This is a genomic window from Xanthomonas sp. LMG 12462, from assembly GCF_009192885.1.
GTDB classification, from domain to species: domain Bacteria; phylum Pseudomonadota; class Gammaproteobacteria; order Xanthomonadales; family Xanthomonadaceae; genus Xanthomonas_A; species Xanthomonas_A sontii.
In genome coordinates this window covers 102,571-115,688 of the sequence record NZ_NMPP01000032.1, presented here as the reverse complement: position 1 = coordinate 115,688, position 13,118 = coordinate 102,571, and the positions used below count along the sequence as shown (strand labels likewise).

The 13,118-nt window shown below is 69.5% G+C and carries 10 protein-coding genes and 2 pseudogenes; 10 read left to right on the top strand and 2 right to left on the bottom strand.

Annotated features, from left to right (window positions below; translation table 11 throughout):
- Positions 1 to 32 precede the first annotated feature (32 nt).
- The 10 genes and pseudogenes from CEK69_RS09685 (at position 33) to CEK69_RS09645 (ending at position 12,001) form a co-directional block, all read left to right on the top strand.
- The gene (locus CEK69_RS09685; protein ID WP_152245261.1) at positions 33 to 1,328 is read left to right on the top strand and encodes an ABC transporter permease; all 1,296 of its coding nucleotides are present in this window, start codon (positions 33 to 35) and stop codon (positions 1,326 to 1,328) included.
- A 46-nt stretch (positions 1,329 to 1,374) separates the two neighbouring features.
- On the top strand, positions 1,375 to 2,601 hold the full coding sequence (locus CEK69_RS09680; protein WP_152236491.1) for an FtsX-like permease family protein: 1,227 nt from the start codon (positions 1,375 to 1,377) through the stop codon (positions 2,599 to 2,601).
- 170 nt (positions 2,602 to 2,771) lie between these two features.
- Positions 2,772 to 4,001 (top strand): FtsX-like permease family protein, encoded by a 1,230-nt coding sequence (locus CEK69_RS09675; RefSeq protein WP_152245267.1) that lies wholly within the window; start codon positions 2,772 to 2,774, stop codon positions 3,999 to 4,001.
- 48 nt (positions 4,002 to 4,049) lie between these two features.
- Positions 4,050 to 5,351: an ABC transporter permease gene (locus tag CEK69_RS09670; RefSeq protein ID WP_152245259.1), complete on the top strand. Its 1,302-nt coding sequence runs from the start codon at positions 4,050 to 4,052 to the stop codon at positions 5,349 to 5,351.
- 37 nt (positions 5,352 to 5,388) lie between these two features.
- Complete coding sequence (locus tag CEK69_RS09665) at positions 5,389 to 6,609, top strand: FtsX-like permease family protein (protein ID WP_152245257.1); 1,221 nt, start codon at positions 5,389 to 5,391, stop codon at positions 6,607 to 6,609.
- A gap of 36 nt (positions 6,610 to 6,645) precedes the next feature.
- A complete protein-coding gene (locus tag CEK69_RS09660) occupies positions 6,646 to 7,977 on the top strand; it encodes an ABC transporter permease (protein ID WP_152245255.1) in 1,332 nt (443 codons plus the stop codon).
- Positions 7,974 to 9,209: an FtsX-like permease family protein gene (locus CEK69_RS09655; protein WP_152245253.1), complete on the top strand. Its 1,236-nt coding sequence runs from the start codon at positions 7,974 to 7,976 to the stop codon at positions 9,207 to 9,209. Before CEK69_RS09660 ends, CEK69_RS09655 begins: the two co-directional genes overlap by 4 nt.
- A 102-nt stretch (positions 9,210 to 9,311) precedes the next feature.
- Positions 9,312 to 10,226, top strand: a pseudogene (locus CEK69_RS09650) (sigma 54-interacting transcriptional regulator); the annotation flags it as partial.
- Between the two features lie 134 nt (positions 10,227 to 10,360).
- Positions 10,361 to 10,579, top strand: a pseudogene (locus CEK69_RS21450) (hypothetical protein); the annotation flags it as partial.
- A gap of 66 nt (positions 10,580 to 10,645) precedes the next feature.
- Positions 10,646 to 12,001, top strand: coding sequence for a HAMP domain-containing sensor histidine kinase (locus CEK69_RS09645; protein ID WP_017910302.1), 1,356 nt, complete (start codon positions 10,646 to 10,648; stop codon positions 11,999 to 12,001).
- Positions 12,002 to 12,179: 178 nt separating this feature from the next.
- Here CEK69_RS09645 and CEK69_RS09640 read toward each other — a convergent pair whose 3' ends face one another.
- Together CEK69_RS09640 and CEK69_RS09635 are read right to left on the bottom strand one after the other, a co-directional pair.
- A complete protein-coding gene (locus tag CEK69_RS09640; protein WP_153752204.1) occupies positions 12,180 to 12,494 on the bottom strand; it encodes a hypothetical protein in 315 nt (104 codons plus the stop codon).
- 100 nt (positions 12,495 to 12,594) lie between these two features.
- The gene (locus CEK69_RS09635; RefSeq protein WP_152245251.1) at positions 12,595 to 13,116 is read right to left on the bottom strand and encodes a GNAT family N-acetyltransferase; all 522 of its coding nucleotides are present in this window, start codon (positions 13,114 to 13,116) and stop codon (positions 12,595 to 12,597) included.
- Positions 13,117 to 13,118: the final 2 nt, after the last annotated feature.

The following is a 13,118-nucleotide window of genomic DNA, read 5'->3' as shown; positions in this document are numbered from 1 at the left end:
CGCCACCCGCAGCGCCTGACCCCGGAGTTCCCATGTTCGGCTACTACGTCCGCCTCGCCTTGCGCAGCTTCCGCCGCAACACCGTCCTCACCGCACTGATGGTGCTGGCCATCGCCCTGGGGATCGGCGCCAGCATGACCACGCTGACCGTGTTCTACGTGCTCTCCGGCGACCCGATCCCGCAGAAGAGCGACCGCCTGTTCTACGTGCAGGTCGATCCGCAACCCAAGGCCGGTTACCAGCCGGGCGAGGAACCGGATTCGCAGAACACCCGGTTCGATGCCGAGGCCCTGCTGCGCGAGAAGCGCGCCAAGCGCCAGGCGCTGATGACCGGTGGCAGCGTGGCGATCGAACCGACCAAGAGCGGCCTGAAACCGTTCAAGTCGGAAGTGCGCTTCACCTCCGCGGACTTCTTCCCGATGTTCGACACGCCGTTCCTGTATGGCCACAGCTGGACCGGCACCGAAGACGAGCGCCACGACCGCGTGGTGGTCATCAGTCGGAAGCTCAACGAGAAGCTGTTCGACGGCGCCGACAGCGTCGGCCGCGAACTGCGCATGGACCAGAACACCTTCCGCATCGTCGGTGTGCTCGACGCCTGGGAGGCCAAGCCGCGCTTCTACGACCTCACCAACACCTATGGATCGGACGAACAGGCCTACCTGCCATTCTCGGTGGCGATGGACCTGAAGATGGACCGCAACGGCAGCATGAACTGCTTCGGCGACAGCAACGGCGACCAGACCGCGCTCAATGCGCCCTGCACCTGGGTGCAGTACTGGGTGGAACTGGAAAGCCCGGCGCAGGCCACCGACTACAAGGCCTACCTGGAGAACTATTCGGCCCAGCAACGCGCCGCCGGCCGCTTCCAGCGCCCCAACAACGTGCGCCTGCGCAACGTCATGCAGTGGCTGGACCACAACGAAGTGGTACCCGGCGACGTGCGCCTGCAGCTGTGGCTGGCGATGGGCTTCCTGCTGGTGTGCCTGCTCAACACCGTCGGCCTGCTGCTGGCCAAGTTCCTGCGCCGCAGCGGCGAGATCGGCGTGCGTCGCGCGCTCGGCGCCTCGCGCGGGGCGATCTTCGCGCAATGCCTGGTGGAGGCCGGCGCCATCGGCCTGGCCGGCGGCGTGGCCGGCCTGGGACTGGCCACGCTCGGGCTGTGGGCCGTGCGCCAGCAGCCGGCCAGCTACGCCAAGCTGGCGCATCTGGATCCCAGCATGCTGGCGCTGACCTTCGCCATGGCGGTGGGCGCCAGCCTGCTCGCCGGCCTGCTGCCGTCGTGGCGCGCCATCCAGGTGGCCCCCGCCCTGCAGCTCAAGTCCTGATCCTGCGCGCCCTGCGCCTTCCACGCATTCTCACAAGGTCATCGCCATGGATATCCGCCCCATCCTGTCCACCCTGCGCCGGCACAAGACCGCCGCCGCGCTGATCGTGCTGGAGATCGCCCTGGCCTGCGCGATCGTCTGCAACGCGCTGTTCCTGATCGGCAACCGCATCGAGACCCTGCACCGGCCCAGCGGCATCGCCGAGTCGGAACTGGTGACGATCTCGCTGGGCGGCATCGGCCAGCAGGTCAACGCCGCTGCGCGCACCCGCGAGGACCTGGCCGCGTTGCGCGCGGTGCCCGGCGTGCGCAACGCCACGCTGCTCAACCAGGTGCCGTTCGTGCACTACTCCTGGAACACCAGCCTGTCGCTGACCCCGGACCAGGAACGGCCCACGCTGAACGCGGCGCAGTACATGGCCGAGGAGGGCACGCTGAAGACCCTGGGCCTGAAGCTGGTGGCCGGTCGCGATTTCGCGCCCGACGAGTACATGGATCTGGAAGCGGCGCAGACCGACAAGCGGATCCAGGAGAAAGGCACCGCGATCATCCTCAACCGCGCCACCGCGGAAAAGATGTTCCCGGGGCAGAACGCGCTGGGCAAGACCGTGTACACCGGGCCGGTGGGCGCCCGCGTGGTCGGCATCGTCGAGACCCTGGCGCGGCCCACCGCCGCCAGCGGCCTGGCCGAGATCGACTACGCGATGCTGCTGCCGTTTCGCCTGAGCTACACCGACGGCCTGTACGTGCTGCGCGTCACCGACCCGGCGCGGCGCCAGGAAGTGCTGAACGCGGCGACCGCGGCCTTGATGAAGGTCGACAGCAGCCGGCTGGTGCTCAAGCAGCAGACCTACAGCGAGATCCGCGACGCCTACTTCCAGGGCGACCGCGCGATGGTGTGGCTGCTCGGCGCGGTGTGCGTGGCGCTGCTGGTGGTCACCGCGCTGGGCATCGTCGGCCTGGCCAGCTTCTGGGTGCAGCAGCGCACCAAGCAGATCGGCATCCGCCGCGCGCTCGGCGCCACCCGCGGGCAGATCCTGCGCTACTTCCAGACCGAGAACTTCCTGCTGGCCAGCACCGGCATCGTGCTCGGCATGCTGCTGGCCTACGCCATCAACCAGTGGCTGATGGGCAAGTACGAATTGCCGCGGCTGCCGCTGTCCTACCTGCCGATCGGCGCGGTGGCGCTGTGGCTGCTCGGCCAGCTGGCGGTGTTCGCGCCGGCGCGCCGCGCCGCCGACGTGCCGCCGGCCGTGGCCACCCGCAGCACCTGATCCATCCCCTTGGCCGGCTCCGGCCGGCCTTTTTTCATCGAGCGCGCCATGCCCCGCAACCATCGCCCACTGCCGTCCTCCGGTCTCCTGCGCCACGCGCCTGCGTGGCCGCAGCCGTGCCCGATCGGCCTGGCGGCGCCGGTGCGGCGCGGCCGTTGAACGTCGCCGCCATGGCACTGGGTCCGATGCTCTCGACGCTGTCCCGGCACCGCACCGCGGCGACGCTGATCGTGCTGGAGATCGCGCTGGCCTGCGCGATCGTCTGCAACGCGCTGTTCCTGATCGGCAACCGCATCGCGACCCTGCGCAGCGCCAGCGGCGTCGCCGAAGCGGAACTGGTGACGATCGCCCTCGGCGGCATCGGCCGGCAGGTCGACGCGGCGGCACGCACCCGCGAAGACCTGGCTGCGTTGCGCGCGCTGCCCGGCGTGCGCAACGCCACCGTCGTCAACCAGATGCCGTTCGGGGACGCCGCCTGGAACGTCGGCCTGAATCTGACCCCCGACCAGGAATGGCCCACGCTCAATGCCGCGCAGTACAAGGCCGAGGACGCCACGCTGCGCACGCTGGGCCTGCGCCTGATCGCCGGGCGCGATTTCCGCGCCGACGAATACCTGGACCTGGACGCCCTGCGCAACGACGAGCGCCTGCGCAACGCCGGCGGCGCGGTCATCCTCAACCGGGCGGCGGCGGAGAAGATGTTCCCCGGACAGAACGCGCTGGGCAGGACCGTCTACCGCGGCACCGTGCCGGCGCAGGTGGTCGGCATCGTCGACGCCCTGGCCCGCCCCAACCCGGACCTGGTCGGCCCGGCGCAGGCGCCCTACGCATTGCTGATTCCGCTGCGCATGCCCTACACCGACGGGCTGTACGTGCTGCGCGTGCGCGACCCGGCGCAACGCCAGGCCGTGCTCGCCGCGGCGACCGCGGCGCTGATGCAGGTGGACAGCAGCCGGCTGGTGCTCGATCAGCAGACCTACAGCGAGATCCGCGACGCCTATTTCCAGGGCGACCGCATCATGGTGTGGCTGCTCGGCGCGGTGTGCGTGTTGTTGCTGGTGGTCACCGCGCTGGGCATCGTCGGCCTGGCCAGTTTCTGGGTGCAGCAGCGCACCCGGCAGATCGGCATCCGCCGTGCCCTCGGCGCCACCCGCAGCCAGATCCTGCGCGACTTCCAGGCCGAGAATTTCCTGCTGACCAGCGCCGGCATCGCGCTGGGCATGCTGCTGGCGTACGCGATCAACCAGTGGCTGATGGGCCGGTACGAACTGCCGCGGCTGCCGCTGTCCTACCTGCCGCTCGGCGCGGCGACGCTGTGGCTGCTCGGCCAGTGCGCGGTGCTCGCGCCGGCGCGGCGCGCGGCGGCGGTGCCGCCGGCCGTGGCCACCCGCAGCCTCTGATCCCGTCCTTCCATCGCCCGCCACCGCCCCCTTCTCCAGGACGCCACGATGTTCGGCTACTACTGCAAACTGGCGCTGCACAGCTTCGGTCGCAACCGCCTGCTGACCGCCCTGATGGTGCTGGCGATCGCGGTCGGCATTGGCGCATCGATGACCACGCTGACCGTGTTCCACGTGCTGGCGGCCGATCCCATTCCCGGCAAGAGCGGGCAGCTGTTCAACGTCGAACTCAACGTCGAACCGGACGACCGTTACGATCCGAACGACACCGACCCGCAGCAACTGACCCGCCGCGATGCCGAGGCGCTGCTGCGCGACCGGCGCGGCGACCGCCAGGCGATGATGTCGGCGGGCAGCGTGACCGTCGTGCCGGCCCAGCCGCAGCTGACCCCGTTCGGCGCCGAAGCGCGCTACACCAGCGCCGACTTCTTCCCGATGTTCGCCGTGCCGATGCGCTACGGCCACGCCTGGACCGCGGACGACGATGCCCGGCGCGCACGTGTGGCGGTGATTTCGCGGCGGCTCAATACCCAACTGTTCGGCGACGCCAACAGTGTCGGCCGCCAGCTCCAGCTCGGCGGTGCCGTGCTGCGGGTGGTCGGGGTGATCGACGCCTGGGACATGAACCCGCGCTTCTACGACCTGACCAATACCGAGTATGGCGATAGCGAAGAGGTATTCGTGCCGTTCTCCACCGCGCGCGACCTGGACCTGGACGTCAGCGGCTCGATGTCCTGCTGGGGCGACCATGCCGGCAACAGGACCAGCGCGAACGCACCCTGCGCCTGGATCCAGTACTGGGTGGAACTGGACACCCCCGCCAAGCGCATCGCCTATCTGGATGCGCTGCAGGCCTATGCGCGGCAGCAGCGCGACGCGGGACGCTTCCGCCATCCGCCGGACATCCGCCTCAGCGACGTGATGACCTGGCTGGACCGCAACCACGCCGTGCCCTCCGACGTGCGTCTGCAGGTGGGGCTGGCACTGGCGTTCCTGGGCATCTGCCTGCTCAACACCGCCGGGCTGATGCTGGCCAAATTCCTGCGCCACAGCGGCGAGATCGGCGTGCGCCGCGCGCTCGGCGCCTCGCGGCGGACGATCTTCGCCCAGCATCTGATCGAAGCGGCGGCGATCGGCCTGGCCGGCGGTGCCGGCGGCCTGCTGCTGGCCTGGATCGGCACCTGGCTGGTGCGGCAGCAGCCGGCCGACTACGCCGCGCTGGCGCACCTGGACAGCCGCATGTTGCTGCTCGCCCTGGCGATGAGCCTGGGCAGCGCGTTGCTCGCCGGCCTGCTGCCGGCCTGGCAGGCGATGCGCGTGTCCACCGCCCTGCAACTCAAGTCGCAATGACGCGCCGCGCGCGCCCTCTCCGCCAGGAACTCCCACCGTGTCCCTCCATCCCATCCTCTCCAGTCTGCGCAAGCACCGCGTCGCCGCCGGCCTGATCGTGCTGGAGATCGCCTTCAGTTGCGCCGTCGTCTGCAACGCGCTGTTCCTGATCGATCAGCGGCTCGAGCGCATGCAGCGGCCCAGCGGTGCCGCCGAGCAGGAACTGGTGCAATTGCGCAGCCGCAGCGTGGTCAGCGACGGCAACGGCGCAGCGCAGACCCGCGCCGACCTGGACGCGCTGCGCCGCATTCCGGGTGTGCGCGAGGCCAGCATCATCAACCAGCCGCTGTTCGGCGATTCGCTCGGCTACAGCGGCGTGTCGCTGCGCCCGGACCAGGAACGCAGCACCTTGCACGCGGTGCAGTACTTCGGCGACGCGCGGCTGCTCGATACCCTGGGGCTGCATCTGGTCGCAGGGCGCCGCTTCGCGGACGACGAGTTCATCGACGACGCGCAACTGCGCGATCCGGTGGCCAAGCGCATCCCGCCCTCGGTCATCCTCAGCCAGTCGCTGGCGCAACGCCTGTTCCCCGGCCAGAACGCGGTGGGCCGCACCATCTACGTCTACGGCGAACACCGCGTCGTCGGCGTGGTGCAACGCCTGGTGCAACCCCGCGAAGGAGGGAACGTCGGCCACTACGAGGACACGATGCTGTTCCCGGTGAACGTTCCCTACGATCGCGGCACCTACCTGCTGCGCGTGCGCGATCCGGCGCAGCGCGAGGCAGTGTTGCGGCAAGCCAAGGCGACGCTGTCGCAACACGGTCCACGGCGGATGGTGAACGGCGGCAAGACCCTGCAACAAGCACGCGCGGACTACTACCGCGACGACCAGGCGATGGCCTGGCTCCTGGTCGGCGTCTGCGTCCTGCTGCTGTTGGTCACCGCCCTGGGCATCGTCGGCCTGACCAGTTTCTGGGTGCAGCAGCGCACCAAGCAGATCGGCATCCGCCGCGCGCTCGGCGCTACCTGCACGCAGATCCTGCGGCATTTCCAGCTGGAGAATTTCCTGCTCGCCAGTACCGGCATCGTCCTCGGCATGCTGCTGGCCTACGCCGCCAACCTGTACCTGATGAGCGCCTACGAACTGCCGCGGCTGCCGCTGTGGTACCTGCCGGTCGGCGCGGTGGTGCTGTGGCTGCTCGGCCAGCTCGCGGTGCTGCCGCCCGCACGCCGCGCCGCGGCGGTGCCGCCGGCGGTGGCCACCCGCAGTGTCTAAGCGAACGCGGCCACCGTCCAAACGAGGAGAGCCAGGATGCTGAACCATTATCTTTTGCTGGCCTGGCGCAGCCTGCGACGCACGCCGATCGCCACCGCGCTGATGGTGCTGGCGATCGGCCTGGGCATCGGCGCGAGCATGACCATGCTGACGGTGCTGCACGTGATGTCGCGCGACCCGCTGCCGGACAGGAGCGCTGCGCTCTACACCCCGCATCTGGATCCATTGCCAAGAAGCTACCCGGACAGCCAGGAGTGGGGCGATCCGGCCGACAACCTCACCTGGCCCGACGCCATGGCGCTGCTGCGCGCCGCACCCACGACGCCGCAGGCGGCGATGGCCGGCGGGCAGATCTTGCTGTGGCCGCCGCGGGCGACGCAAGCGCCGCTCGATCTGAGCGGCCGCTACACCAGCGCCGGATTCTTCGCCGTGTTCGGCATCCCCTTGCAGCGCGGCCACGGCTGGAGCGTGGCGGACGACCGGAGCCACGCCCGCGTCATCGTGCTGAGCCGCACCCTGGCCGACACCCTGTTCGGCGCGCGCGATCCGGTCGGCCAGCGGGTGGCGCTCGGGGAAAAGCGCATCGGCTTCGAGGTGATCGGCGTGACCGGCGATTGGGATCCGCAACCGCTGTTCTACGCCGACCCGGGCAGCAAGGGCAGTTTCGGCCAGCGCGACGATTTCTTCCTGCCGCTGTCGACCGCGATGGAACTGGCGCTGGACGTCAACAGCAACATCAGCAGTTGGAACAGCTTCAACGGCGACGACGCGGCGCGACGCAAGGATCCGTCGACCAGCTGGCTGCAGTTCTGGGTGCGCCTGGACACGCCGCAACAGGTCGCCGCCTACCAGCGCCTGCTCTACGACTACGCCGCGACACAGCACGCCAGCGGCCGCTTCCAGCTGCCGCCGGAGCGAGCGCGCCTGTATGCGTTGATGGACTGGCTGCACCATTTGCGGATGGTGCCCGACGATGTGCGCCTGCAGACGCTGCTGGCGCTGGGCTTCCTGTGGATCTGCCTGGTCAACGTGATCGCCTTGCTGCTGGCGAAATTCCTGCGTCGCGGTGGCGAGATCGGCGTGCGACGCGCGCTCGGTGCCCGCCGCGGCCACGTGTTCCTGCAGTTCGGCAGCGAGGCCGCGCTGATCGGATTGCTCGGTGGCGCCGTTGGCATCGCGATCGCCGAACTGGGTCTGTGGAGCGTGCGCCAGCGCCCGGACGACTACGCCAGGCTGGCGCGGATGGACCTGCAGATGCTGCTCGCCACCGTGGCACTGGCGGTGATCGCCGCCCTGCTGGCGGGCCTGCTGCCCGCCTGGCGGGCCAGCCGGATCAACCCCGCCCTGCAGATCAAGGACCTGACATGAATCTGCCGATCCGCCCCATCCTCTCCAGCCTGCAGCATCACCGCCTGACCGCCGCGCTACTGGCCCTGCAGGTCGCACTGACCTGCGCCTTCGTGGCCAACGCCGTGTTCCTGATCGGTGGGCGCATCGAACGTCTGCGGGTCTCCAGCGGCTTGCCCGAGGAAGAATTGACGCTGATCTCGGTGCGCGGCGTCCAGAGCGATGGCAATGCGCTGGCCCAGCAACAATCCGATCTGCGGGCGTTGCGCAGCATTCCCGGTGTCACCGCGGCCGCCGCGATCGGCTTCAGCCTGCCACTGTCCGGCGGCGCCAACGACTATGGCGGTTGCCCCGACCGACAGACGCTGGACCGCGCGATGGCGCGGCAGTCGATGGACGATACAGGGTGCATCCAGGCCACGTACTACAGCGGCTCGCCCGGTTTCGTGCAGGCCATGGGCGCCCACCTGATCGCCGGCCGCGACTTCCGTGCCGACGAATATTCCACCGCCACACCGAGCGCCGTGATCGTCACCCGCGCGCTGGCGCGGCAACTGTGGCCAGGTCAACCTGCGGTCGGCAAAACGCTGTATGGCGGAGTCCAGGGCGCCGTCGTCGTCGGCGTCGTCGACGATCTGCTGCGCACGACGCTGCGCGGCGCAGCGGTCGACCATCTGGCCGCGCTATCGCCGCAGTTGCCCGCGGGCAACCAGGTGCAGTACCTGTTGCGCAGCGCGCCGCAGGACCGCGAACGGATCCTGGCCGCGGCGGCCGGCGCGCTGGCACAGGCAGGACCGCTGCGGCTGATTCCGGCCGAAGGGCGCCGCAGCTACGCCCAGCTGCGGCAGCGCTATTTCCAGCGCGATGCCACCATGATCGGGTTGCTGCTCGCGGCGACCACGGGCCTGTTGTTCGTGACCGCCCTGGGCATCGGCGGGCTGGCCAGTTTCTGGGTGCAGCAACGCACGCGCCAGATCGGCATCCGCCGCGCCATCGGCGCGACCCGTCGCGACATCCTGCGCCATTTCCAGACCGAAAACCTGCTGATCGTGAGCGCCGGCAGCGCCGTGGGCATGGTGCTGGCGTTGCTGCTCAATCAAGCGCTGTTGCAGCGCTACGACCTGCCACGCCTGCCGCTGGGCTACCTGCCGACCGTCGCTGCGGCGCTCCTGCTGCTCGGCCAGCTGGCGATCCTGGCGCCCGCGCGTCGCGCCGCGGCGGTGCCGCCGGCGGTGGCCACCCGCAGTGTCTGAGGCGCCGATGCACGCAGGCACGACAATCTCCACGCAGACTGCGATGATGCCGACTGGTCCGTTTTTCTCCGCCTGCGTGTCCCGCCGCGCCCAAGGTGCACGATGCCCTGCCTGCTGATCATCGACGACAACCCTGCGGTCGCCACCGCGCTGGAAGTGCTGTTCTCCCTGCACGACATCGACACCGTCCATGCCGACAGCCCGCAGGCGGGCCTGCAGCGCCTGGGCGAGGGCGACATCGACCTGGTCCTGCAGGACATGAACTTCACCGCCGACACCACCTCCGGCGAGGAAGGCGTGGCCCTGTTCGAGGCGATCCGCACGCGCCATCCGGACCTGCCGGTGATCCTGCTGACCGCCTGGACCCAGCTCAGCAGTGCGGTGGAGCTGGTCAAGGCCGGCGCCGCCGACTACCTGGCCAAGCCCTGGGACGACCGCAAGCTGCTGACCACCGTCAACAACCTGCTGGAGCTGTCGGAGACACGACGCGAACTGGAACGCCGCCGCGACGGCGAGCGCCGCCATCGCCAGCAGCTGGCGCAGCGCTACGACCTGTGCGGCGCAGTGTTCGCCGACCCTGCCAGCGAGCGCGCGATCGCCCTGGCCTGCCAGGTCGCGCGTTCGGAACTGCCGGTGCTGATCACCGGCCCCAACGGCAGCGGCAAGGAGAAGATCGCGCAGATCATCCAGGCCAACTCCTCGGTGCGGCGCGGCCCGTTTGTGGCACTGAACTGCGGCGCGATCCCGGCCGAACTGATCGAGGCCGAGCTGTTCGGCGCCGAGGCCGGCGCCTACACCGGCGCCAACAAGGTGCGCGAGGGCAAGTTCGAGGCCGCCGACGGCGGCACGCTGTTCCTGGACGAGATCGGCAACCTGTCGCTGGCCGGGCAGATGAAGCTGCTGCGGGTGCTGGAGACCGGCCGGTTCGAGCGGCTGGGCTCCAACCGCGAGCGGCAGGTCAAGGTGCGGGTGATCAGCGCCACCAATGCCGACCTGACCGCGATGATCCGCGACGGCAGCTTCCGCGAGGACCTGTACTACCGGCTCAACGCGGTGGAACTGTCGCTGCCGGCGCTGGCCGAGCGCCCCGGCGACATCGTGCCGCTGGCCGAACACTTCCTCTCCGGCGACAAGCCGCTGTCGGCCGGCGCCTGCCAGGCGCTGCAGCGCCACGCCTGGCCCGGCAACGTGCGCGAACTGCGCAACGTGGTGCAGCGCGCCGAACTGCTGGCCGGCGGCGCGCAGATCGAGGCCGCCGACCTCAACCTGCCCAAGCCCGCCGCGCCGCGCACGGCCGCCGCTGCCGAACCCGACCGCGAGCGCATCGTGGCCGAGCTGAGCCGTGCGCACGGCGTCATCGCCCAGGCCGCCGCCGAACTGGGCATGAGCCGGCAGGCGCTGTACCGGCGCATGGACCGCTACGGCATCCCGCGCGAATGAAACTGCGCCGCTCCTTCACCGTCATGCTGTTCCTGCGCCTGCTGCCGGTGCTGGCGCTGGCCGCCGCCCTGCCGTGGCTGCTGGCCTACTGGATGGACCGCGGCTGGGAAGTGGTCACGGCCTCGGCGCTGACCCTGCTGCTGTTGATGTGGTGGACGCTGCGCCGCGCCACCGCGCCGATGCGCTCGCTGTTCCGCGCCCTGGCCGGCACCGTCAGCAGCTACCGCGACGGCGAATACAACTTCGGCGTGCACTGGCGCGGCGACGACGAACTCGGCGAGATGGTCGCCGCGCACGCGCAACTGGGCGAGATCCTGCGCGAGCAGCGCCAGGGCCTGGCGCAGCGCGAACTGATGCTCGACACCATGGTGCAGAACACCCCGGTGGCGATGCTGCTCACCTCCAAGGGCGGCGACGGCCTGCGCCGCGTGGTGTTCTCCAACCTGGCCGCGCGCAAGCTGCTGCACAGCGGCTGGAAGCTGGAAGGACAGCGCCTGGATGACCTGCTGCTCGGCGTGCCGGCGCCGCTGCGCGAGGCGATCTCGCGCGGTGGCGACAGCCTGTTCGCCATCGAAGGCAGCGACGAGGACCCGGAGGAGGAGCAGATCTACCACCTGTCGCAGCGCCGCTTCCATCTCAACGGCCGCCCGCACGAACTGCTGTTGATCCGCCTGCTCACCGCCGAACTGCGCCGCCAGGAAGTGCACACCTGGAAGAAGGTGATCCGGGTGATCAGCCACGAGCTCAACAACTCGCTGGCGCCGATCGCCTCGCTGGCGCACTCCGGCGCCGAGCTGGTGCGGCGGCAGAAGGTGGAGCGGCTGGAAGAGGTGTTCGGCACCATCGAGGAACGCGCGCGGCACCTGGAAGGCTTCATCCGCGGCTACGCGCGCTTCGCCAAGCTGCCGCAGCCGCAACTGCAGACGGTGCACTGGGCGCAGTTCCTGGCCGGGCTGCAGCAGCAGATTCCGTTCGCGCTGGACCTGGAGTCGCCGGACCTGCACAGCCGGGTCGATCCGGCGCAACTGCAGCAGGCCCTGCTCAACCTGGTCAAGAACGCCCACGAATCCCTGCCCGAGGGGCAGACGCCGGCCGATGGCGTGCGCGTGCGCGTGTCCACCCGCCCGGACTGGCTGCGCCTGGAAGTACTGGACCGCGGCAGCGGCATGAACGAGGCGGTGCTGCACAACGCGTTGATGCCGTTCTACTCGACCAAGCGCAACGGCACCGGCCTGGGCCTGGCCCTGACCCGCGAGATCGTCGAAGCCCACGGCGGCCGCCTGTCGCTGCACAACCGCGACGAAGGCGGGCTGTGCGTGACGGTGCAGTTGCCGCAGGGGGAGCGGGGCTGATTTTTTCGGGATTGGGGATTGGGGATTGAGCGCCGGGACCCGGGACCCGGGACCCGGGACCCGGGACCCGAAGAGCATGAGCGCACCTAGCCAAGCCGTGACCGTCGCGCTACGTTCCGCTCAAGCAAAAGCGCTGCGGTTCAGCGGCGCGCACCCAGGACACGTCGGGCGCAGTGGCTCAGTAGATCGCCATGTGGTCGATCACGGCGCGATCGACGTCGGCGCAGCCCTTGACCACGATCTCGACATTGGCCTTGCTGGTGAACGCAGCCAGGGCGAGCGAATACAGTTCCTTGAAGTGGGGCGTCGCTTCGTCGCGGTAGACCTCATAGAACACACCGCCGCATTGCTGCGGAATGTCGCTATCGGCGACGACGAGGGTGAATCGATTGGATTCCGAATATAACTTGCTGACCTTTGCATGCACGCGCTCAAACGCCGGCGCCTGAAAACTCAGCAGCGTCAGCACTGACGCCACGACAAGTCGCTTCATGATCTCCCCTGGATTGGACCGTCGCGGCATCATTGCCGCGCTTCCATCTGTATACAGTATCAGCGCTACCCCGGCAGCATCGACGACCCGGCCGCGAGGCTCAGCGCGATGGCAGCGGACAACGCATCGCCACCCGCAGGTGCATCGGGAAGCCGAGCGCGGCTTCCTGTCGCCAGGTCGCGCACAACTGCGGGCCCCACTGCGCAGGCGGCATCTCGACGAAGCCCTCGCTGGCGTAGAACGGCGCATTCCACGGCACATCGCGCAAGGTGGTCAGCAGCATGCATTGAAAACCAGCAGCTGCCGCGGCGGCGCGCGCATGCCGCAGCAGCGCACGACCGTGGCCGCGGCGCCCGTAGCACGGATCCACGTCCATCTGTTGCACGTGGAAGCCGTCGTCCAGGCGCCCGCCGAGCAGATAGCCGACGCAACGTTCGTCCTCGTCCAACGCGACCCATAACTGCTCGCGCGTCAGTCCGGCGCGCAGCGCCTCCGCATCCAGTCCGTGCGTCGCGAACACGGCCTGCGCCGGATGCCCTTGCAGCAGGGCGCCGGCGCGCCGTTCGATCTCCTGCAACCGCGCCAACTCCTGCGCGCGCGCCAGACGAATGCGCCCGGCCATGT